This is a genomic window from Rubritalea profundi, from assembly GCF_002954445.1.
In the GTDB taxonomy this organism is placed as follows: Bacteria; Verrucomicrobiota; Verrucomicrobiia; order Verrucomicrobiales; family Akkermansiaceae; genus Rubritalea; species Rubritalea profundi.
Map to the genome: position 1 here is coordinate 1,599,954 of NZ_MQWA01000001.1, position 21,326 is coordinate 1,621,279.

Genomic DNA, 21,326 nt, shown 5'->3' on the forward strand with positions numbered 1-21,326 from the left:
AATCCAAACAACGATGTTAAGCTGCAACATCTCCCCCTCGCTGGAGCATGGGAAATCAAGGGTGAAAACAAACTAAAAATTGGTGACACCCTCTTCACGCTCGACCCAGCCAAAGGGTTACTCACAGCCGCTGCGCCAAAAGACTCCGCGTACGACAGCTATGAAATCCAGCTTCAGCGAGTGCTCAACTAACTGCTACAAAGTATCTCTTCTCATCCCTTGCTAGATTACCTAGCCTCTAGCAAGGGACTTTTTTGTTCCGCAAACCTTCCTAACTCCTCCATGAAAAAAATACTACAAATCTGCATCACCTTATTACTTAGCGCACTCGTCATCCAAGCCGCTGAAAATAGCGACCAAGAACCCATACGTATAGGAACCATGGTTCAAGAAATCCAGCAGGCTCTCAAAAAATCAGATGAGAAAGCATCGCTCGAAACTATCGCCAAATACGGCACAGACTCACGCTACTATGTGATGATCCGTGGCTGGCTCCATGAGCTCCTCAAAGGAACTCAAAGCCAGTTAGAGGCGGCTAAAAACCCAGAATTGCAAAAAAAGCACAGCCAAAGGGAAGCATTCCTCAAACAAGCAATCCGGCGGATCGACCTCGAGTAGAGTCACCGCTTCAATGAATAATGAATAATTCCGTTGGAGAAGTACGATTCGTACTCTTGACGGTGATTCTGCCAATTTTGTAAATTCTGTCTAAAAGCATCTCCCCATCTAGCATTCGTGACAGTATGAAGTTATTCATGCAACTGGCATGGGAGCGCATTTACTAGATATGCTAGTGTTCTCTCGAAACCCGAATGTGCAGCAACACGGAAGGGGTGCTCAAGGTCTATTAGGCTTGAGAATCTCACTGAGATTACTCCTCAAATTCGTGACTGAGCCGATGCGGAAAGCACTATCGTGGGATCAACTCCCGAATACCTGACTGCAACCTTCCGCTCACTAAACATCCCGCTTTTGCACCCGTGCCAGTCGCTCTTACCTTAATAAGAAAAATAAGAGACAATATGACTAAAACACACCCCCCGATGAGGCATGGTCCGAAATGGAGACTTACTGCGCGTCAGTCGATATTTCCCAGGATTGCGCAGCATTCACTTGCGCTACAAAAATGGAGGACAGGATCAATGGAGTTCTTTTTATCATTTTAAATCGGCCGTTAGATTTTCTATCGACTTACTTACTTTGACTTCTTCTTGGCGTTTTTCTTTGCTTTCTGTTTGAACCTAGAAAGCTTCTCAACATCAATAGCGACATCGTTGTTTTGCGCAGCCCCTACAGTACTGCGGCCTTGTACTATTTGGTTCTCTAGCAGAGCCCTCAGCTCCTTCACCTTTTCTGGCATTTTTGCGGCTAGATTATTTTGCTCCCCGAGGTCGGCCTCCATGTCATAGAGCTGAATCATCGGCTCACCCTTTTTCGCGGCCACCTCAGGACGAGGAGTCAGCAATAATTCCCACTTCCCTTGGCGGATAGAAAAGAACCCTGAGATCGAATGGTGAATCACATCGCCACGCTGGTGCTCGCCTTTCCCTGTGAGCAGCGGCAGCATCGAGATAGAGTCCACACCCTCGCTCGCTGGTAGCTCGGCACCGACAACATCCGCAGCAGTCGCCAATAAATCTGTGAGGCAAACAAGTTTATCAGACTTAGAACCGGCCTCCACGTGGCCCTTCCAGCTGACGATAAAGGGCACCCGGTGTCCACCGTCCCAGAGGTCGGCCTTTGACCCTCTCAAACCAGCGCTAGGAAAATGCCCTTTCGACTTCAGCTCATCCATATTTGATGTCCGAGCCGATGTTCCATTGTCCGCGGAACAGATGACTAGAGTGTTCCCTAACAATCCATTTTCTTTCAGTGCTTTGAAAACCTGGCCGTAGCTATGGTCCGTTTGCATCACAAAGTCAGCGTGCGCATTTAGGCCGCTCTTCCCTTGCCATTCCTTAGTAGGCACGACTGGAGAATGCGGGGCATTCCACGGCACATAGAGAAAAAATGGCTTCTACTTGCCTTTACGGCTCACGATGTATTTGACTGCTGATTCGGTCAGCATTGGCAACATCTGTTCAGCTTCAAGATTCTTTGTGACTTCTTTATTATCGATCCAAAGGCTCATTTGTCGGGCATGGTGAAAGCCATGAAACTCGTCGAAGCCACCGCGCTCGATAGGCCCCTCACTGACCTTGGTGCCCACTGGTACTTTTCCACTCACCTTCTTCCCATCGAACAACATACCCAAATGCCACTTCCCCACCATGGCTGTATCGTAACCCTGCTGTTTCAGCAGCTTTGCTACTGTCAGCAGCTTTGCTACTGTCAGCCGCTCCTCTGCAATCAAAGAATTTCCACCAGTCAACACACCTGACTGCAAGCGAGTACGCCATGCGTAACGGCCAGTCATCAGACCGTAACGCGTCGGGGTGCAGACAGACGACCCACTATGGCCGTCAGTAAGTACCATCCCACTGGCAGCGATCGCATCTAACTCAGGTGTCTTGATTTTCCCCTTTTCAGAGTTGAGGCATGAAAGCTCACCGAAGCCCATATCATCTGCCAAAATGACAACAATGTTAGGTTTTTCAGCAGCGTGGCCTAACGACACAGCGCTGAGGATAGTTACAAGAGTTCTTTTGAGCATTCAAATTAAGTACCTATTCTAAGTAGCATTCTAACTCAAACAGCAAATTAGATTTAAAACACGAGATCCACTTTTAGCAAATAGCTTTGTAAAGACTCAGTCCTCCTATGAATTCTAGCGCTAGACACTTTAGAAAAATTTCATGCTAGAATGTTCTTACTAGCCGCGTAGATGATCTAATGGACCAGTTACCAAACCTCATCAATCGCCGGCAAGCGCTCGGGAAATTAGCGATACTTGCCACGGTTTCTATCGTCCCTAGCCGTCTCCTTGGACTCAACGGCCAGACCCCTCCTAGTGAGGAACTCACCCGTGCTATCATCGGCTGTGGCGGCATCTGCTCATCCCACCTTAGGATGCCCGGCCGTATTCTTGGCCTCTGCGATGTCGACTCTAAGCGACTCGACTCCCGCATGAAACAAGTCCAAGCCAAGGGCAACAACGACGTCAAAGCCTACCACGACTTCCGCGAGCTTATCGCCCGCGATGACATCGACATCATTCACACCGCCACCCCTCCCCACTGGCACGCCTACATGGCCATTGCCGCAGCAAAATCCGGTAAAGCGATTTGGGGAGAAAAACCCATGAGCCGTACTATCGGCGAAGGCATTGCCATGAAAAAGGCGATCAAAGACGCGGACGTTGCTTTCCGCCTCAACACCTGGTTCCGCTTCAAATCTAACTTCTACGGGTCGGGAGTCACCGCGCGCCAAGTCAAAAAAGCGCTCGACGGTGGACTCATCGGCAAGGGCTCATACAAAGTCACACTCTCAGGCCACACCGGATTCAACTGGAAATTCGGCTGGGTGGGTAAAACCAACCTTGTCGAACAACCGATACCGAAGCACTTCGACTACGACACATGGCTCGGACCCGCTCCACACAAACCCTACCACGCCCACCGCACCCACGGCACCTTCCGTGGCTACTGGGATTACGATGGTGGTGGACTAGGTGACATGGGCCAGCACTACCTCGACCCAATCCAGTACATCCTCGGAAAAGACGAGGAACTACCAGTCTCAGTAGAAATCGATGCCGACCCGCAGGACAAAGACGCCGTAGGTAAGTGGCGCCGGATCACCTACACCTATGCCGATGGCACCCAGATCATTCTGGATGGTGAGAATAAGGACAAAGACGCGGCCTTCATCGAAGGCGCAGAGGGGAAAATCTTCAAAGGCTTCAAATCTGACGTCGCAGGTTTCGCCGAAAAAGTAAAAAGCCTGCCTGAGCCAGCTCCTCAGGTCACCGACTTCCACCAAGCGATACGCGAGAAGAAGAAATTCGCCCTCAACGAGGAAAATGGCTTCAACTCCTGCACCTTAGTTAATCTTGGAAAGATAGCCCACCGCATCAACAGCAACCTCAAATTCGATCCAAAAACCATGCGCTTCCTCGACAACGATCTCGCTAACAGCCTAATCAGCCAGCCAGATCGTGAGAAATGGAAGCTGCCGATCTAACGTCGCTGCGCTCCAATTAAGAATGAACAATGAACAATTAATAATTCCAGCAGGATGGTACGGTCAGAACATAGGTAACACTTTCAGTTCAATACATAGGTTACATTTTCTCGGGTTAGGGTTACACTTCTTCGTGCTCTTTGCTAGCGATTCTTAGATTAATTGCTAAGGCGCTAAATTGTCGAGTTTCCTGATCTATATGACCCAGCAATTGATGACTAAACCACACCTCGATTTGATCCGACTCTACAGCTTTTAACCCTACTTTCCAGCCACCTAGCGCGCTGGTGAGTTTGTAGTACTCTCCCTCGAAACTTATTGTTCCAAGTTGCTTATGCACTCGGCGGCTTACCATGTTTTCGTATTCTAGTTCGTCAGGGGTGCCGGAGTACTTAGATGTACTGGCTGTGTACACTTCGTCTGGGTTTTGTAGCCCTAGCGCTTCATGTGGCCGGAGGTTGTTATATTCATCTTTCCATATGTCGAAGGCTGATTGATCCCATCCGATCCCTTCTTTTTGGAGCTCTCGATAAATATCTAAATGCATGCGCTCATGAGCTCCGTTGTCTTGCGGGCAGCCTGGTCGACTCCTCTCCAAATCGATACCTAGCGCTAGCCACCATGCAGAGAGGCGGCTTAGCCCTAGCAAGGAGTTAGAGCTAGCAAAAGGTGGCCCATTATCGCTACGGATAACCTTAGGCATCCCATAACTTTTAAACAAAAGCTCGAATGCGACTCGAACAGATTCAGTCTTAGTGCTCTTCATTAGTCGAACATCAAGAATCTTACGGCTGTATTCATCTCTGACGGTAAGAGGTTCAACTTTCAATCCATTGGCATCTTTCCACCAACCTTTAAAGTCAATGGTCCAGGTGTCGTTTGGCGCTTCGGCTTTAATCCCTTTGGCTAGACGTGATGAATTTGTGACCACTCTTGTTCTTTTTCGTTGGATCAGTCCAGCTTTCTTGAAGACTCTCTTAAAAGTGCTCTCAGAAGGTAAAATGCCTTGGGGGTGCTTGCGACGATACAGCTCTCGGATCTTCACAGGTCCCCATTTGAGGTGAGCACTCTTGAGTAATATTATCTCACAGACTACATCCTCACTTAGCGTCGTACTATGACTGTGCGGACGGCGGCTTTGATCTGCCATACCTGAGGAGCCATATGCCTCGTAACGCTCTTTCCATTTATAACCAGTTTTCCGGCTAATTTCGTATTTTTTGCACAATTCAAGGAAGTTGCTATAGTGTGCAGCGCTTCTTGGGCGAATTTTATTTTTTGGTCCATTTTTTGGGTATCTTTCCATGGCATGACAGTCTCAGTTTAGAGACATTTTGATCATGCCAAAGTGTTACCCATGTATTGACCCTAATCTGTTACCTATGTTTTGAACCCGGACCTCGGATCGTTCGCGTGTTTCGCGGTGGTGGAAACTCGCTTCAATATGCTGGCTTAGAGCAAAGAGGCTGGAAGCACTCTTCTACGTGCCGCGCTGGTCAAGTCTACCAAGCTGGGGCTTGGCGCTCACAGGGGGGGGCTCACCGCTTCACCGAACTAGCGATCATTCGTGCGATTAGTGAAATTCGTGGTAGAAGTCGCTGCGCTTCAATTAGGAATTACGAGTTACTAGTTTTTTCTTTCGTATTGTTCGCGTGTTTCGCGGTAGAAACGCTTCATCTGGCTGGTCAGGAAAACGGGAAACGCACCCTTGAAAATAGGGTGAGTATAAATCTGCAGCTCCAGATTTTAGTTCACAGCTTAGAAGATTCCCGCTATGTTGCTTAGTCCATGAAAGCCTTTTTAAGCATAATGGTGAGTTTCACGCTCACATTCGCAGCCCGTGCGGAAGAGATCATTGTCGCCACAGATGAATGGGAGGGCTACACATCGAAGGATGAGCGTGGCTATTACATCGACCTACTGAAAGCCATTTTCCCAGCTCCTGCGTACTCACTCAAGTTTGAATTCGTCCCCTTCAAGCGCTCACTACTGATGTTGAAGTCTGGTAAAGCGGACATCCTATTGGGTGCATATCCCGAGGACGTCCCGGCGGTCTATCTTGCCAAATACCCCACCAATACAGACTCTATCAGCGCCGTTCTCAATAAAGATCTGGCTGCCAACTGGAAAGGGCTCGAGTCACTAACGAACAAAGTTGTGGTCGCCAAAAATGCCTACGCCTTCGATCGCTACTTCAAAACCCCCATCAAATATTCAGAAAAGAACAACCTAAATTCTATGCTTCTGATGCTTAAAAAAGGTCGAGTCGATGCGGTTCTTGATTTTAAAAAAGACATCCAGTTCCTATGGAAATCACTTGAGCTCGAGCAAAACTTTGTCATCATCGACGGCGTCATTCTTGAGAATGTTTATACAGGGTTTGCTCTCAACAAGTCTGAGCTCAAAGAGCACTATGAGAAAGCTTTTCACAATCTCTATGAAAGCGGTGAAGTGCAGAAAATGATGCTCAAACACAAGCTCTCGGACGCAAGAGCACCAGTAATCAAGGTCGACGGAGAGACCCAACCACCAAAAATAGACGGCCTCAAAAAGTAAACCTAAGTGTCGCAAAGTGAAGTTGTGGTAAATCCATACATACGGCAGGCTGTTTGCAAATGACCATCTACGTATCAGAGATTTCCTACCACAAAGCCCAATCGACCTTTGAGCGCCTCAATAGTGAGACTGCCTACAATTTTGTCCCTGTAGCCGAAGACGAAGATTCGCTCTCCGCTGCGATCAAGGACAACCAGATCCAAGCGTTCATTGCTGACATCTACCCCTACACCGGAGCTCTCTACAAAGCTCTTCCTAAAGGTGGAATCATCACGCGCTACGGAGTGGGCCACGACAGCATTGATAAAGATCAAGCCAGCGAGAATGGCATCCACGTAGCCAACACACCAGGAGTTCTGGACAACGCCGTGGCCGAGCACGCCTGCTGGATGATCGGCAGCTCTGCTCGCCACCTTCACACAGCCCACAAATCTACAGTTGCAGGAGAATGGGCACCGCAAGGTGGTGTTGAACTACGCGGCCGCAAGGTTGCTATCCTCGGCTTTGGAAGAATCGGCCAAGAACTCTGTAAGAAACTCACCTACGGCTTTGGCATGGATGTGACTGGTGTCGACATCCGTCCAGAGGAAGACTTTGCTGACCTTAAAGAAAGCGTCGGATTCAGTAAATACACAACCGATCGTGCAGCGGCTCTTGCCGAGGCCGACTACGTCGTTCTCCTGATGGCTGTAGTCCCAGCGACCAAGCACATTGCTAATACCGAGTTCTTCAAATCAATGAAGTCATCAGCCATTTTAGTCAACTCGGCACGCGGTGCGCTAGTTTGCGAGAATGACCTCTACGACGCACTGCAAGACGGCACTATCGCAGGTGCAGCTCTCGATGTGTTCGAGCAAGAACCCTACCAGCCACAAGATGCAGCCAAGGACCTCCGCGGCCTTTCAAACATCCTAGTCACCCCACACGTGGGCTCAAACACCGAGGAGTCAAACGCTGCAATGGCGTCAACTGCCGCTCAAAACATCATCACAATCCTTGAGCAAGGTCCTGACGCCTGCGCAAACATCGTAAACCGATAATAGCATGCCTGTTCGACTCGTCATCATGGGCGTCTCTGGCTGTGGGAAATCCACCGTTGGTCAGATGATTGCCGATAGTCTTCACCTCCCATTTCTGGATGGTGATGACTTCCATCCGGCTTCTAACATCCAAAAAATGGCGAGTGGGACAGCTCTCAACGATGACGACCGACAGCCATGGTTAGAAGAGCTAGCTCGCCAACTCAAGAACCACGAAGACGGGTGCGTGATCGCATGCTCGGCCCTGAAGCTCCGCTATAGGGACACTCTACGGCTAGCTAATGGCGTCCGCTTTATCCATCTCTCTGGAGACAAGGCCACTCTCAGTGCTCGGCTCAATGATCGCAGTTCGACCACCGACCACTTCATGAGCGATGCCTTGCTCGATAGCCAACTAGACACACTCGAAGACCCTAGCGCTGAAGCTGGTGTCATCACTCTCGATATACAACAATCGCCCGCCGCTCTGCTCAAAGACGCGTTGGCACAACTTTCCTAACACTTCCATGTCTGAAACATTTTATAAGATCAACGTCACAGAACACAACGAGCTCGTCTCTGCTGCCTATCAGGCAAAAGGATACGATAAACAAGAAGCTGATGAAGCCGCTGAAATGGCAGCCGCAGCGACTTGGCACGGCAACCGCACACACAACGCCCTCAAGGCTCTTCACCTCGACGACCTCTTTGGCTCGGCGAAAGGCGGCTGCGTCCCCAAGGCAGAGATCGAGGTGCTCGAGTCTCGTTTCAAAGCGACTGAAGTCTGGAACTCCAACAAAAAACTCGGCCAATCAGTGGCAAAACGCGCCTTTGAAAGAGCAATGGAACTCGCTGAGATCTACGGCGTAGGAATCGTATCAGTCGACAACGCCTTCCACTACCTTTGGGGTGGTGGCTATGTGATCGAGGCAGCTAAGCGCGGCTACATCGCCTACACGAACTGCACGTCCACACTCGCGGAAGTGGTTCCCTTCATGGGCAAGACCCCAACCCTAGGCACCAACCCTCACAGCTGGGGCTTCCCAACCACAGAAGCTCTAGGATATCCAATCGCCATCGATTGGGCCACCTCCACCTGCGCCATGGGCCGCGTCCAGCAGCTCAAACGCGAGGGAGGAACTCTCCCACCTTTGGCAGCAGTAGACTCAGACGGCAACCCAACAACCGACCCTAACAAGGTGCACGCCCTACTACCATTTGGCGCACACAAAGGCTACGGCATGTCATTGATCAATGAGCTAACAGCCGCCTACATCGGAGGATCACTGCCACTCCACCGTGGGCGCACGTCTCCGAGTGCTGACGAAAAATCAACCACCTCCTTCTTCTTCCAGATCATCCACCCCGACGCGCTCTCTGGTGGCGACTTTGCCTGCGGCAGAGACCAGACGGAGAACATCAAAGCAGTCATCGACAACATCCTCACGGAAGGCAACGAGCGCAGCTTGCTACCAGGTCAGTTAGAAGCTGAAGCTGCGAAAAGATCCGAAGCCGCTGGTGGCCTGCTCTTCTCATCAGCCGAGATTGACGAGCTCAACGAGATCGCAGAATCCCTAGGATTCCCAGCATTCAAAAAAGAACCAGTGAGCTAATCCCATGACTGAATATCTCCACAAGGACGTCTTCCTCGACACAGCGACAGCACGCACGCTCTACCACGAGACTGCTGCCGAGCTGCCTATCATCGATTTCCACACTCATCTTCCCGAAGGTGAAATACTCGACGACCACCGCTTCTCAGACCTCTGGGAGCTCTGGCTCAAGCACGACCACTACAAGTGGCGGCTGATGCGGGCCTGCGGGATCGATGAAGCCAGAATCACCGGTGAAGCTAGCCCTTGGGAGAAATTCGAAGCCTTCGCCAGCATCATGCCCCTCGCTCCAGGAAACCCAGTACATCACTGGGCACACTTCGAGCTCAAGCGGGTTTTCAACATCCACCTCACACTCAGTAAGGACACTGCGGAAGAGATCTGGAATACAGCGAATCAGCAGCTTCTAAATGACTCCACACTCAGCGTGCGCGGATTGTTAGAAAAGTTCAACGTCGTACGCGTGTGCACCACCGACGACCCGACGCTTCGCTCGCCCAGCACAAAGATCTAGCAGACAAGTATTCGACAGTCAGCGTGCTTCCGACATTCAGACCAGACACCGCGCACAACGTGCAGGTTCCAGCTGAATACAACCAATGGCTTCAAAAGCTGGGGGAACTCACTGGCAATCGCATCGATAGTTTTAAAGATCTTGTCGTCGCCCTACAAGCCAGACACCAGCATTTCCAAGACCACGGCTGCCGACTCTCCGATCACGGACTTTCATACGCACCGCAACGCGATGCCTCTGAAGCTGAACTAGAAAGTATTTTCAGCAACGCTCTCAACGGACAAGCAGCATCTGATGACGAGTGGGAAGCATTCGCCTACGCCATCCTCAAGCACGTGGTAGAATGGAACCATCAAGCCGGATGGACCATGCAGCTCCACCTCGGCCCACAACGTAATGTCAACTCATCCACCTCTCTAATCACTGGTAGAGATAGCGGATTCGACACTATGGGGAGTAAGCCACAGACAGAAAAGCTCATCAGCTTTCTCGATGCGCTAAACTCCGCAGGCATCCTCGGCAAGACCATCGTCTACAATCTCAACCCCGTGGAGTCCGAACCGATCTGCTGCGCTCTGCAGAACTTTCAGAACGAAAAAGCCCAGGGACTACTCCAGTACGGCCCAGCCTGGTGGCACCTCGATCACATCCGCGGAATCCGTGAGCAATTCGACATCCTCAGCTCGCTCGGAGCGATTGGCACATCAATCGGCATGCTCACCGACTCACGTTCCTTCACCTCCTACGTCCGCCATGAATACTACCGCAGACTCCTCTGCCAGTACATTGGTAAGGCGGCAGAGGCTGGGGAAATCCCGTGCGACCCAGCAACACTCAAAACCTTGATTGCTGACATCTGCTACAACAATCCGAAAAACTACTTCTCATGGTAGTCTCCTCTTGAGCTGGCTCATCACTAGAAAAACGGCCTTCATCCTCTTCAATAAATACCACACATTATTTTACCTATGCATTTCTTAGAAAATTTATTCAACCTTCACGGCCAAGTCGCCGTTATCATCGGCGGCACTGGCGAACTCTGTGGCCACATGGCCCTAGGCCTAGCTCAAGCAGGCGCTAATGTCGTCCTCGTTGGTCGCTCAGAAGCGAAAGCTAAAGACAGAATCCAGCAAATCGAAGCAGCGGGCGGCTCAGCCTACTTCGTCGCAGCCGACGTGGCTGACAAAGCCTCCATCCAACAAGTGCTAGACTCCGTGTTAGAGCGCTCAGGTAGAGTTGACATCCTGATCAATGGCGCAGGAATCAACTCACCCACACCTGTGTTAGAAATCACCACTGAGGAGTTCAACAACATTCTCAACATCAACCTCACTGCCACACTTCACGGTTGCCAAGTATTTGCTAAGCATTGGTTAGATAACGAGCAACAAGGAAGCATCATCAACCTGGGATCGATCTCCGGCCTCAATCCACTCTCCCGCGTCTTTTCCTACTCAGCCTCAAAAGCTGCAGTGCACAATCTCAGCAAGAACCTCGCACGCGAGTGGGCCGACCAAGGCATCCGCGTCAACACCCTCGTACCTGGATTCTTCCCAGCCGAACAAAACAAAGCAGTGCTCAATCCGTCCCGAGTCGAGTCGATCATGCAACACACCCCGATGGATCGATTTGGCAGCCCTGACGAACTAACAGGGGCTACCATCTTGCTCGCTTCTAACAAAGCTGGAAGTTTCATCACCGGCCACGAAATGGTCGTCGACGGCGGCTTCGACTCGATGTCAATCTAGCTATAGATCACCAAGGAGTTTGCTTTTCAGACATCGCGAAACGATGTCTGAAAATGCGCTCACGGTAAACAGCCCCTCTACTTGGAAAGTCGTGGTGCTGAGTACCCTTGCTGTCGAATTTGAGTGAGAAGAGCTTGCAGTGTTTTCACTTTCTCTGGGTGCTTTCCAGCTAGATCATGGCGCTGCCCTATGTCATTCTTAATGTTATAGAGTTCATACTCTGATGCGGAATCTGCGGGGTAGTTATTCTTTTTTTCCCAAGCATTGTTTCGCTTTGAATGGTAGCCACTTTTGGCAGCTACTAACACCCAGTCACCTTGGCGCATGGCGTAGGCGTTCTTAAAGGTATTGTGCACATGTGCTGTCCTAACCGACTTCTCAGGCGACTTCAAAATTGGCATGATATCATGTGAGTCTTCGGCCGCGTTTTTATCCGGCAATGCGTATCTAATCACACCCGCGACAGTGGCCATCAGGTCGATCTGAGAAACCAATGAATGGCTCACGGCGCCCGCCTTTGCCACCCCTGGATACTTGATGATGAACGGAACCCGGTGGCCGCCCTCATAAATATCGCGCTTTAGACCTCTCAAAGGAGCTGCCGACCAATGACCGAATTTTTCATCCCGCGGATAGGCGTAGTGCTCTGGGCCATTGTCAGCGGTGAAAATAACAATCGTTTCCTGCTCCTGTCCCGAATCCTTCAAGGCCTTGAGCAGTTGCCCCACTGAATCATCAGTCTCGACCACAAGGTCACCATAGGCACCCGCTCCGGATTTCCCATCGAAGGCATCATTCGGGATAATTGGAGCGTGCGGTGATGGGTAAGCAAAGTAGAGAAAGAACGGCTTTTCTTCATTTGCTTGCTGCTTGATAAATTCGACACCCTTAGCGGTGGTGGTAGGGATATTTTCGTATGGGTCCCAGCCTTTAATCATCGGCCCCTTGCGCATTTCCCATGATCCTTCTTTTATTTTTTTGAACGATTTAGTATCTAGCATCGAATCGGGAGCAACAACTAACTTGTCATTCTCGATCCATGCATAGGGAGGAAAATTAATCACAGTGTCTCCGAAATAATAGTCAAAGCCATGCGCTAATGGTCCATTGGGCACTGACTTACTCCAATCATAACTACTGAAATGTGTTTTACCCTTGGGAGCCTCCGACTTCTTAATTGCATTCCAATCCCAACCAAGATGCCACTTGCCAATCGCTGCTGTATGGTAGCCCTTTTCCTGCATCATTTCAGGGAAAGTCAGGCGCTCGGGCTTAAAGACAGAATCGCCCATGGCCTTCACAATACCGTGGAAGTCTCTCCAGTGGTGACGCCCGGTGAGTAAGGCGTAGCGCGATGGTGTGCAAATCCCCGATGACGAATGGCCATCGGTGAACCGCATTCCCTCGCTAGCCAAGCGGTCAAGGTTAGGCGTAGGGATTTTGCTCTCACTCGCGTAGCAAGTGAGGTCGCCATAGCCTAGATCGTCCGCATAAAGGATCAACACATTCGGCTGTGATGCCCCGATACAGGTGGTCGCTAAAAATGGTGCTAAAGCGCCCGCTATTGCGGCGCCCACCACAGATCTCATTGAATTGATTGATTTTCTCATTAGCTTTAAATGTGACTCGTATTTAGTACGTCACATTTAAAGAAACCTGTCTTGCACTGACAACTTTATTTCTAGCACATACTCAGCCTTGCCCGTAGTAGGCATTCTTGCCGTGCTTTCGGAGATAGTGCTGATTGAGTATGTGTTCCGGGATCGGCAGCGCGTCTGGATTGAGCTGATAGGTCATCAGCGCCATCTTTGCACACATTTCTAACGCTATACTATTCTCGACAGCTTTGGCTGCGTTCTTCCCCCAGGTGAAAGGAGCATGATGCTTTAGCAACACAGCGGGCACCTCCATAGGATTGAGCTCTAATTCTGCAAAACGTTCCACGATACTCACTCCAGTAGCGTGTTCGTAATCGCTACTCACCTCCTCAGGTGTTAGGGCGCGGGCAAGGGGTACCTCGCCATAGAAATGATCTGCATGCGTAGTTCCCAAGCAAGCAAGCCCAACTCCAGCCTGAGAGAAGGCTGTAGCTGACGGGCTATGGGTGTGAACCACTGCTCCCACGTCCTTAAAGTTTCGGTAAATCTCTAGGTGGGTTTTGGTGTCTGATGATGCGCGTAGATCTCCTTCCACCACCTCATTGTCGAGATTGAGCACCACAATACTCTCCGTGGTTAGCTCCTCGTAGGCAACTCCGCTAGGCTTGATGGCGACGAGCCCCGACTCACGGTCGATGGCACTGACATTCCCCCAAGTCAACGCGACCAATCCTGAGCTAACAAGTGCTTGATTGGCCTCGACGACCATCTGTTTTAAATCTTCAGTCATAAATTTTTCTGTTAGTTTCGTTGTTGCTCGCGGATATCCATCAGCTCTTTCATTACATTAGCCATCGACCCACGCCACTCCGTGACTCCAAATCCATCATGAAGCTGGCTGTAGAGTTCAAACAATTGGCTATAGACCACTTGGTTTTCAGCAATCGGATAATACACCCGATCATGATAACTCACGACTTTCGCTTGCAGTTGAGCCAGCGTTCCATAGCCAGCTGATACAGCACCAAACAGGGCAGCACCTAGCGCGCAGGTTTGCTCACTGACTGAGACCTTCATAGGCTTGCCAATCACATCCGCGTATATTTGCATCAAAGTAGGATTCTTTAGCGAAAGGCCACCAGTGGTGACCACCTCATTGATCTCCACTCCAAACTCCTCCATCCGCTTGATAATCGTGTAGGCTCCAAAGGCTGTGGCTTCAATATAGGCTCTGTAGATTTCATGGGCTTCGGTGTGCAAGCTTTGTCCTAACATAAGTCCAGAGAGTCTGACATCGGTGAGCACCGACCGGTTGCCATTATTCCAATCCAACGCTAACAGCCCGCTTTCGCCGGGCTTCATTTTGGAAATTTTTTCTCCCATCGCAGCAAACTTTGCGCCGCTATCAGCACCGTAACTATCAGGAACGATGTGGTTCACCAGCCAGAGGAACAAATCCCCAACAGCCGATTGACCAGCCTCCACTCCGATCATGCCAGGTACAACAGACCCATCCACTTGCCCACAGAGCCCAGGTACATCCGCAATGCCCTTATCAGCCACAGTGATGTCGCAGGTTGAAGTCCCCAGAACTTTGACTAAAGTTCCTTTTTTAACTCCTGATCCTACAGCCCCCATGTGGCAATCAAATGCACCAACCGCTATCGCGACCCCTTCATCGAGACCCAAGCGATTTGCCCACTGTTTACATAACGTTCCGGCTAGTTGATCAGATGCATGGGCATCCTCATAGAGTCGATCCCGAAGCTCGGCTAGAGCTGGATCCAGCGCTGATAGAAACTCCTTATCTGGCAAACCTCCCCACTGGTCATTGAACATTGCCTTATGGCCAGCGGCACAGATTGAGCGCTTTAGCGTGAGCGGGTTGGTATCGCCAGCGAGTTCAGCCGTGAGCCAGTCACAGTGCTCGACAAACGAGAATGCCGCGTCGAATACTGCGGGGTCGGTCTTGCGGACACGTAGAATTTTTGACCACCACCACTCAGAAGAATACGTGCCACCACATTTTTCTAGATATTGCGGCCGCATTTCCTGAGCTAATTTAGTAATCTGCTCGGCTTCTCTGAAAGCGGTGTGATCTTTCCAAAGCCATACTTTGGCATTCGGATTATCTGCAAATTGAGGGTCAAATGCTAAGGGATTACCTGCAGCGTCTACTGGGATCACAGTAGACCCAGTAGTATCGACACCTATGCTGATGACCTTTGACGGTGAAAAGTCTGGATCATTTGCTTGAGCCTGAGCGATTGCGCCACGGATGATCTTCTCACAGCCATCAATATAATCTTGAGGGTTCTGACGAGCCACATTGGGATCGTTTGGATCCGTGAGTATCCCTAGTTTTCCTGATGGATAATTGAAAACTTCTGATCCTAGTTCCTTTCCAGAATCCAAATCAATCAATAATGATCGACATGAGTTGGTGCCATAATCGAGGCCAATTGAGTACGCTGACATAATATTTCTATCGGTACTTTCTACTAATTATGCTCACAGTACACGACAATTTTTGAGCTTCTATCAAGCCAGAAATAAATCCCATTTCATACGATTTATCACTTAGCTTCTACTCACTTTTGCGAGCCCGTGCGATGAAACTTCCCACTACGATAAAACTATCCCACCACGAAAAACGCGAAAAAACGACAGCAAAAACTCCTGATTCGTAACTCCTAATCCTTCATTGAAGCAAAGCGACTTCTACCACGAAGCCACACAGATCTCACGAATGAGAACAAGCAAGTAAAAGAGCCGCCTATGTTCTAACCGGAACTCTGAATTCCCAATTCCCCTGTCACGATCAATACTTGCAAATTTTCAACATCAACCTAAACCTGTATTACACATTGACATCAATCTCACAGAGTAAATCTCTCTCTATGCTACGCACTGACGGACAAAATTCTTCAGAAGAGGAAAAGCCGTCCTTCCCCATTTCCCAACCATTTTTAAGACTAAAATAAATCATGACTGATTATTTCGACTCACGCTTCCCGTCAGTGGAGGCTCTCCGAGCACAAGCAAAGAAGCGCATGCCAGGCTTCGCCTTCGATTACCTCGATGGCGGTTGCTTCTCTGAGGTCAACCTCGCTCGCAACACGGCTGACATCCGCGATGTTCAGCTCAAGCCCTACTACCTCCGCGACTACAAAGGCGCTTCGCAAGAGACTGAACTCTTTGGCGAGACCTATGCCGCTCCATTCGGTATGGCTCCAGTCGGCCTGCAGGGGCTCATGTGGCCCAATTGTTGCGAGATTCTGGCCAAGGCATCCTTCGACCACAACGTCCCCTTCGTGCTCTCCACGGTCGGCACCGCGAGTATCGAAAAAGTCGCTGAGATCACAGAGGGCAAATTCTGGTTCCAGCTCTACCACCCAGCCGAAGACGAGCTGCGCGACAAGCTGCTTGAGCGCGCATGGGCAGCCGGTTGCCGCACATTGGTCATCCTCGCTAACACACCTACTTTTGCCTACCGCCCAAAGGAGATTAAGAATGGTCTTTCCATTCCTCCACGCATGACAGCACGCAACATCTTCCAGATGTGCACGCATCCTACGTGGTCCTTCAGCCAACTCGCAGCAGGAGCCCCTGAGTTCAAGACCATGAAAGAGTACATCCCGAAAGGACTCAACATGAAGCACTTGGCTCAGTTCATGAACAAAACGTTCTCAGGCCGTCTCAACGAAGAAAAGATCAAACCAATCCGGGACAAGTGGAAGGGCAACATCGTCATCAAAGGCATCGTCAACCCAGAGGACGCCATGACTGCAATCAAGCTCGGCCTCGACGGCATGATCGTCTCCAACCACGGTGGCCGTCAGCTCGACTCCGGCCAGTCCACCATCGTCCCACTCACTGAGCTAGCTCAGCAGTTCAAGGGGCAGATCAAGATCATGATGGATTCAGGAATTCGCTCAGGTCCAGACATAGCCAACGCTCTAGCTTCTGGAGCAGACTTCACTTTCCTAGGCCGCACACCAATGTACGGAGTTGGCGCCCTCGGCAAAAATGGTGGCCACCATACTTTCACCATGCTAAAACGTCAGATTCAGCAGGTGATGGAACAAATCGCTTGTGAAAAAGTGGCTGACTTCCCAAACCATCTTATCTCTAAATAGCCATCCCTTTTTTATAGACTTGGCGGCCATCTCTGCGACGATGTCAGCTTGTTTCGTCTATACGTTGGAACTCAAACCAGTGACCCCTATGGCGGTCATGCTCCAGAATGTGTTTTGTGGTGAAGCCGCTTTCTAACAACGAGCATGATCGCTTTTTTTGCCGACACTATGGAAGTCTTTCTACCGCGAAAAAGACGAAAGCCGCCAGAATGATGAAACGAGTTTCGACTACAGATTAGACTGATTAAACAGATTTGGGTTGGGCTGCTAGACCAATGAAACCCTCTACCACGAATCACACCAATCCCACGAATGTTTTGGCTGGGATAGTTTTTCCGAAACGTCAGGAGAGGAAACCTCTGCAGCAGAATTATTAATCCCTAATTCTTAATTCCTGATTCCTAATTGGAGCGCAGCGACTCTAGCTCTCAGGTCTGAGACCACTTTCCTCAGCTCGATCTAACGGATCCATCGGCACACGCTGGGCAATACCTCGCAACAGGTGTCCAAAAATATCAGCACCGGTGATGATGCGCTTTTGCTCATCCGTCCAGTACAGCACCACGTCCTGGTCGACCACATGGTCATTGCGGTCGTCTGCTTCTACAACAAATTCCCCTAACACTAGGTCTAGAGTTTCGTCCACATCCTTGACCAAAATAGGCCGATGACAAAAACGGTAGATATCCACCTCCCCGTCATAGGCCATATAGCGCGCTAAAAACTCAGGCGTATCCAACACAATTAGAGGCACATCATTCTCATCAGTGATCACCCGCCACTTTGCTGGATTTATCTTTAAGCTCGCGAGAAATGCCATTCCCTTGTCGGTACTGAAATCGGCAAACTCTGGGAGATCCATTTTCGTCGGTAACTTGATGATCGTGCTTGGCTTGATCACACTTCCCTCTTCAGAGATCTTACGGTCGTCGAGCGCTAGGAAGTTGAGCGCACCACGCCCTTCATTAGCGCTGATCTCGCTATCATCTTCATCGATGTGCTTCTCAAGGATGATCTCGATATCGCGTTCGCGGTAGAACGAGGGTCCCTCAGGCCCAATCCAACCATCCAGAATCAAGGCACAGGGTTTAGCCAAGGGGTAGAGAAAAACCTTATAAAATCTAATCACTGGAGTGAGCTTGGCACCCACCTTCAGCGCATTGCGTGAAAAATACGCCTGCGGGATAATCTCTCCAAAAAAGGTAATTCCCGCTGTTGAGAGCACGAAGCCACCAAAACCTGCCAATATGTTATCAGTAAGCAATGCTAACAATACGTTTACAGAGACATTTCCCCACAAAATAGTACACAGTAATAAGTTGGAATCCTGCCGTAGATTGAGGATCGATACCGCCGCCTTGTTCCCCTTCTCAGCCTCAGCCTCTAGGCCCATTCGGCCCAATGAAAACAGGGCCAAGTTTAGCCCCGAAAACATCGCCGACTGCGACAAACAAAAGGCAATGCCTACCCAAATCCAAATCTGCTCCATGAATATTCTCTAATTTATTCGGCCCTTGCCGTACTTTTACTACAACTAACTAAGCATTTAAGCTGAAAAGCGCCAGTAAAAGTATTCAGTGAATAGCATCTAGATTGTCACCACTTCGATAATCAAGTGTGTAGAGGGATGTGATACACTCTAGTTATTCATTCTCCAGAGGGAAACGATCCAATAATGGCTCTGATGAAACTGGAACCAAATGAACTTTAAGCGTCTGATTCAATTTTTCGACTCTATCGTTCTGAATCTGTGCTTTGGCGTTTCCTAGAACGACCAAGTAAACTAGGTTGTCCGAGGTCCCCGGCTTAGACCATATCTTAATATTCGGATAATAAATTTTATTGAGCTCAGACACTTGAGTGAGATTTTTTGCGAATGCTTGGGCGTCTTCTTTGGTCTCAAATTTTCCAGCCTGCAGGTAGATTTCCTCCTTCAGCGTCCAATCCAGCAAGCGCTTTGCTTTAGCTGCTGGAATATAAACAACCTTTGAGCTCATCCCTCCTCCATCATCGCCTCCGTTTGAATAATCGATCGCTAAGGTTAGAAAAACAGCTCCCTTTTCGACGACAATTTGTGAGATGATACCTAGCAGTTCATCACTTTCCAATTTGTGCTGCTCCAAATCATATTTCTCTTTGAGTTCAGCACTATAAATTGGGGTTACTTCGGCGCTATCATCTAGACGTATACCCTGGATTCCCCATTGCAGGCGGCTTCCCCATTCTGGCATAGCCTTAGGAGCCAGCGACACATTGTATTTAGTCCAAATTTCTGCCAATTTAAGCTCTTTATTTTCAGGAGTATTCGTCACCGTTACATTTGACGAATCATCAACATCTATAGAAACTCGATGCGTTTTCAGGAGCGTGCTAGCGATTCGTTTACCCGATTCCAGACTGTACTCATCGAAATAGGTTTTAGATTCGTCAGCGTAGTAGCTGCCCAATGTGTCATGGTGGGTACGCATGACCGCATATTGCACATCACTTACTCCCAAAAACACCTCGGAATCCCAGGTCACGCGAGAGGGAGTGGCTGCACTAACAACAACCAACATAAAAAACAAAAATAGACACTTCATGGCAATCATCTTGGCATAAAAAAATATATCGGCAAGATCGACTAACGCACTCATTATACGTTTTGTACAAAGATGGCAGTCATAAATAGCGCGGTAACTAGTGCCACAGTAGCATGAAATCTGCTGACTTATCTAAACTCTTGCACATCAGTCAGACATCGGCTAAAGCGGTAAAATGCCAGTTGCAACACCACAACAATACGCGGATATGATAGATGCAGCCCAAAAGGGCGGCTACGCATACCCTGCAATCAACGTAACTTCACTCGCGACCATCAACGGCGCATTGAAAGCATTCTCCGAGTCCGGCTCTGACGGAATCATCCAGGTTTCCACTGGTGGCGGTTCATTCGCTTCCGGCCTTGCCGTAGCAGACGAGGCATTTGGTGCTATCGTTCTCGCTGAAGCAGTGCACCTCCTCGCAGAGAAGCACGACGTACTCATCGGCCTCCACACTGACCACTGTCACCCACACAAGGTTGAAGGTTTCCTCAAGCCACTTCTCGCAGCTTCCCGCAAGCGCATCGCAGAAGGCAAAGGACCACTCTTCCAGTCCCACATGTTCGACGGCTCTGTTACCGACCTCGACGCAAACATGAAGATCTCCGCTGAACTCCTCAAGGAGTGCGCTGAGCTCAACATCATCCTCGAAGTCGAAGCTGGCTGCGTAGGTGGTGAAGAAGACGGTCACGACACATCTGATCTCCCAGCTGAGAAGCTCTACACAACGACTGAAGACATGATTCAGGTGTACGAGACACTCGCACCAATCGGTCGCTTCATGTTCGCTGCTACATTCGGCAACGTTCACGGCGCATACAAGCCAGGTTCAGTTAAGCTCAAGCCAACAATTCTTCGTGACGGCCAAGCTGCTGTTACTGAGAAGCACGGCGCTGCTGCGCAAATGGACTTCGTATTCCACGGTGGTTCAGGTTCTGAGCTCTCCGACATCCGCGAGACACTCGGTTACGGTGTTATCAAAATGAACATCGACACTGACACTCAGTACGCGTTCACACGCCCAGTGGTCACTCACATCTGTCAGAGCATCGAAGGTGTTCTTAAGATCGACGGCGAAGTAGGAGTTAAGGGTCAATACGATCCACGTTCTTACCTCAAGAAGGGTGAGCAAGGCCTCTGCGAGCGCATGAAAGAAGCTTGTGACGACCTCCTCTCCACAGGTAAGACGATTTATAAAAAGTGAATGAGTTTTCAGTGAGCAGTTTTCAGTTTTCAGACTGAGTTTCTTGCTTCGCAAAAATACTTTCTAAGCCCTGCTAGGTGATCATTCACCTAGCAGGGCTTTTTCGTACCGTAGAAGATGCTTCCAGCCTCTTTGCAGACGATTGGCAGACCAACCAACACGCTCCAATTGCCAAAAGTCAGAACATCCAAGGTCTAGCCACATCGCTTGGCCGCGATAGCCCCCCCCCAC

The 21,326-nt window shown here is 49.7% G+C and carries 17 protein-coding genes and 2 pseudogenes; 11 read left to right on the forward strand and 8 right to left on the reverse strand.

What is annotated here, in order from left to right:
* Both BSZ32_RS18750 and BSZ32_RS06955 read left to right on the forward strand, forming a co-directional pair.
* On the forward strand, positions 1–192 hold a 192-nt coding region (locus BSZ32_RS18750), incomplete at its 5' end, for a hypothetical protein (protein WP_165788703.1).
* A 90-nt stretch (positions 193–282) separates the two neighbouring features.
* Positions 283–618 carry a hypothetical protein gene (locus tag BSZ32_RS06955; RefSeq protein WP_105042770.1) on the forward strand — a complete coding sequence of 112 codons (336 nt, stop codon included), beginning with the start codon at positions 283–285 and terminating at the stop codon, positions 616–618.
* 577 nt (positions 619–1,195) lie between these two features.
* On the opposite strand, the pseudogene BSZ32_RS20205 reads toward BSZ32_RS06955, so the two are convergent.
* Together BSZ32_RS20205 and BSZ32_RS19690 are read right to left on the reverse strand one after the other, a co-directional pair.
* Positions 1,196–2,005 (reverse strand): annotated as a pseudogene (locus tag BSZ32_RS20205) (sulfatase-like hydrolase/transferase); the annotation flags it as partial.
* A 12-nt stretch (positions 2,006–2,017) separates the two neighbouring features.
* Positions 2,018–2,653, reverse strand: coding sequence for a sulfatase-like hydrolase/transferase (locus tag BSZ32_RS19690; RefSeq protein ID WP_240610577.1), 636 nt, complete (start codon positions 2,651–2,653; stop codon positions 2,018–2,020).
* Positions 2,654–2,832: 179 nt separating this feature from the next.
* Here BSZ32_RS19690 and BSZ32_RS06965 point away from each other — a divergent pair, with 179 nt between their 5' ends.
* The gene (locus tag BSZ32_RS06965; protein ID WP_105042771.1) at positions 2,833–4,122 is read left to right on the forward strand and encodes a Gfo/Idh/MocA family oxidoreductase; all 1,290 of its coding nucleotides are present in this window, start codon (positions 2,833–2,835) and stop codon (positions 4,120–4,122) included.
* A gap of 121 nt (positions 4,123–4,243) precedes the next feature.
* On the opposite strand, the gene BSZ32_RS06970 is transcribed toward BSZ32_RS06965, so the two are convergent.
* Positions 4,244–5,428, reverse strand: a complete 1,185-nt coding sequence (locus BSZ32_RS06970; protein WP_105042772.1) for a DDE-type integrase/transposase/recombinase — start codon at positions 5,426–5,428, stop codon at positions 4,244–4,246.
* A 482-nt stretch (positions 5,429–5,910) separates the two neighbouring features.
* Here BSZ32_RS06970 and BSZ32_RS06975 point away from each other — a divergent pair, with 482 nt between their 5' ends.
* The 6 genes and pseudogenes from BSZ32_RS06975 to BSZ32_RS07005 all read left to right on the forward strand — a co-directional run bounded on the left by BSZ32_RS06975 (position 5,911) and on the right by BSZ32_RS07005 (position 11,572).
* The gene (locus BSZ32_RS06975; protein ID WP_105042773.1) at positions 5,911–6,678 is read left to right on the forward strand and encodes a substrate-binding periplasmic protein; all 768 of its coding nucleotides are present in this window, start codon (positions 5,911–5,913) and stop codon (positions 6,676–6,678) included.
* Positions 6,679–6,737: 59 nt separating this feature from the next.
* Positions 6,738–7,718, forward strand: a complete 981-nt coding sequence (locus BSZ32_RS06980; protein WP_105042774.1) for an NAD(P)-dependent oxidoreductase — start codon at positions 6,738–6,740, stop codon at positions 7,716–7,718.
* Positions 7,719–7,722: 4 nt separating this feature from the next.
* Entirely contained in the window at positions 7,723–8,217 is a 495-nt protein-coding gene (locus BSZ32_RS06985) for a gluconokinase (RefSeq protein WP_105042775.1), read from the forward strand.
* Positions 8,218–8,224: 7 nt separating this feature from the next.
* Positions 8,225–9,310 carry an Ldh family oxidoreductase gene (locus tag BSZ32_RS06990; RefSeq protein ID WP_105042776.1) on the forward strand — a complete coding sequence of 362 codons (1,086 nt, stop codon included), beginning with the start codon at positions 8,225–8,227 and terminating at the stop codon, positions 9,308–9,310.
* Between the two features lie 4 nt (positions 9,311–9,314).
* Positions 9,315–10,717 (forward strand): annotated as a pseudogene (gene uxaC / locus BSZ32_RS07000) (glucuronate isomerase).
* 75 nt (positions 10,718–10,792) lie between these two features.
* Positions 10,793–11,572, forward strand: coding sequence for an SDR family oxidoreductase (locus tag BSZ32_RS07005; protein WP_105042779.1), 780 nt, complete (start codon positions 10,793–10,795; stop codon positions 11,570–11,572).
* 77 nt (positions 11,573–11,649) lie between these two features.
* Here BSZ32_RS07005 and BSZ32_RS07010 read toward each other — a convergent pair whose 3' ends face one another.
* From BSZ32_RS07010 to BSZ32_RS07020, 3 genes are all read right to left on the reverse strand, one after another.
* Positions 11,650–13,182, reverse strand: a complete 1,533-nt coding sequence (locus BSZ32_RS07010; protein ID WP_105042780.1) for a sulfatase family protein — start codon at positions 13,180–13,182, stop codon at positions 11,650–11,652.
* 82 nt (positions 13,183–13,264) lie between these two features.
* On the reverse strand, positions 13,265–13,960 hold the full coding sequence (gene araD / locus BSZ32_RS07015) for an L-ribulose-5-phosphate 4-epimerase AraD (protein WP_105042781.1): 696 nt from the start codon (positions 13,958–13,960) through the stop codon (positions 13,265–13,267).
* Between the two features lie 11 nt (positions 13,961–13,971).
* Positions 13,972–15,648: a ribulokinase gene (locus tag BSZ32_RS07020; protein WP_105042782.1), complete on the reverse strand. Its 1,677-nt coding sequence runs from the start codon at positions 15,646–15,648 to the stop codon at positions 13,972–13,974.
* Positions 15,649–16,157: 509 nt separating this feature from the next.
* On the opposite strand from BSZ32_RS07020, the gene BSZ32_RS07025 reads away from it, so the two are divergent.
* Positions 16,158–17,309 (forward strand): alpha-hydroxy acid oxidase, encoded by a 1,152-nt coding sequence (locus BSZ32_RS07025; protein ID WP_105042783.1) that lies wholly within the window; start codon positions 16,158–16,160, stop codon positions 17,307–17,309.
* A gap of 421 nt (positions 17,310–17,730) precedes the next feature.
* On the opposite strand, the gene BSZ32_RS07030 is transcribed toward BSZ32_RS07025, so the two are convergent.
* On the reverse strand, positions 17,731–18,798 hold the full coding sequence (locus BSZ32_RS07030; RefSeq protein WP_105042784.1) for a DUF21 domain-containing protein: 1,068 nt from the start codon (positions 18,796–18,798) through the stop codon (positions 17,731–17,733).
* A gap of 154 nt (positions 18,799–18,952) precedes the next feature.
* On the reverse strand, positions 18,953–19,945 hold the full coding sequence (locus BSZ32_RS07035; RefSeq protein ID WP_105042785.1) for a hypothetical protein: 993 nt from the start codon (positions 19,943–19,945) through the stop codon (positions 18,953–18,955).
* A 121-nt stretch (positions 19,946–20,066) separates the two neighbouring features.
* On the opposite strand from BSZ32_RS07035, the gene fbaA reads away from it, so the two are divergent.
* Positions 20,067–21,095, forward strand: coding sequence for a class II fructose-bisphosphate aldolase (fbaA, locus tag BSZ32_RS07040; RefSeq protein WP_105042786.1), 1,029 nt, complete (start codon positions 20,067–20,069; stop codon positions 21,093–21,095).
* Positions 21,096–21,326 lie beyond the last annotated feature (231 nt).

Coding starts and splice junctions, on each gene's coding strand:
- BSZ32_RS06955 (WP_105042770.1), top strand. CDS start 283: ATGAAAAAAATACTACAAATCTGCATCACCTTATTACTTAGCGCACTC.
- BSZ32_RS19690 (WP_240610577.1), bottom strand. CDS start 2,653: ATGCTCAAAAGAACTCTTGTAACTATCCTCAGCGCTGTGTCGTTAGGC.
- BSZ32_RS06965 (WP_105042771.1), top strand. CDS start 2,833: ATGGACCAGTTACCAAACCTCATCAATCGCCGGCAAGCGCTCGGGAAA.
- BSZ32_RS06970 (WP_105042772.1), bottom strand. CDS start 5,428: ATGGAAAGATACCCAAAAAATGGACCAAAAAATAAAATTCGCCCAAGA.
- BSZ32_RS06975 (WP_105042773.1), top strand. CDS start 5,911: ATGAAAGCCTTTTTAAGCATAATGGTGAGTTTCACGCTCACATTCGCA.
- BSZ32_RS06980 (WP_105042774.1), top strand. CDS start 6,738: ATGACCATCTACGTATCAGAGATTTCCTACCACAAAGCCCAATCGACC.
- BSZ32_RS06985 (WP_105042775.1), top strand. CDS start 7,723: ATGCCTGTTCGACTCGTCATCATGGGCGTCTCTGGCTGTGGGAAATCC.
- BSZ32_RS06990 (WP_105042776.1), top strand. CDS start 8,225: ATGTCTGAAACATTTTATAAGATCAACGTCACAGAACACAACGAGCTC.
- BSZ32_RS07005 (WP_105042779.1), top strand. CDS start 10,793: ATGCATTTCTTAGAAAATTTATTCAACCTTCACGGCCAAGTCGCCGTT.
- BSZ32_RS07010 (WP_105042780.1), bottom strand. CDS start 13,182: ATGAGAAAATCAATCAATTCAATGAGATCTGTGGTGGGCGCCGCAATA.
- araD (WP_105042781.1), bottom strand. CDS start 13,960: ATGACTGAAGATTTAAAACAGATGGTCGTCGAGGCCAATCAAGCACTT.
- BSZ32_RS07020 (WP_105042782.1), bottom strand. CDS start 15,648: ATGTCAGCGTACTCAATTGGCCTCGATTATGGCACCAACTCATGTCGA.
- BSZ32_RS07025 (WP_105042783.1), top strand. CDS start 16,158: ATGACTGATTATTTCGACTCACGCTTCCCGTCAGTGGAGGCTCTCCGA.
- BSZ32_RS07030 (WP_105042784.1), bottom strand. CDS start 18,798: ATGGAGCAGATTTGGATTTGGGTAGGCATTGCCTTTTGTTTGTCGCAG.
- BSZ32_RS07035 (WP_105042785.1), bottom strand. CDS start 19,945: ATGAGTGCGTTAGTCGATCTTGCCGATATATTTTTTTATGCCAAGATG.
- fbaA (WP_105042786.1), top strand. CDS start 20,067: ATGCCAGTTGCAACACCACAACAATACGCGGATATGATAGATGCAGCC.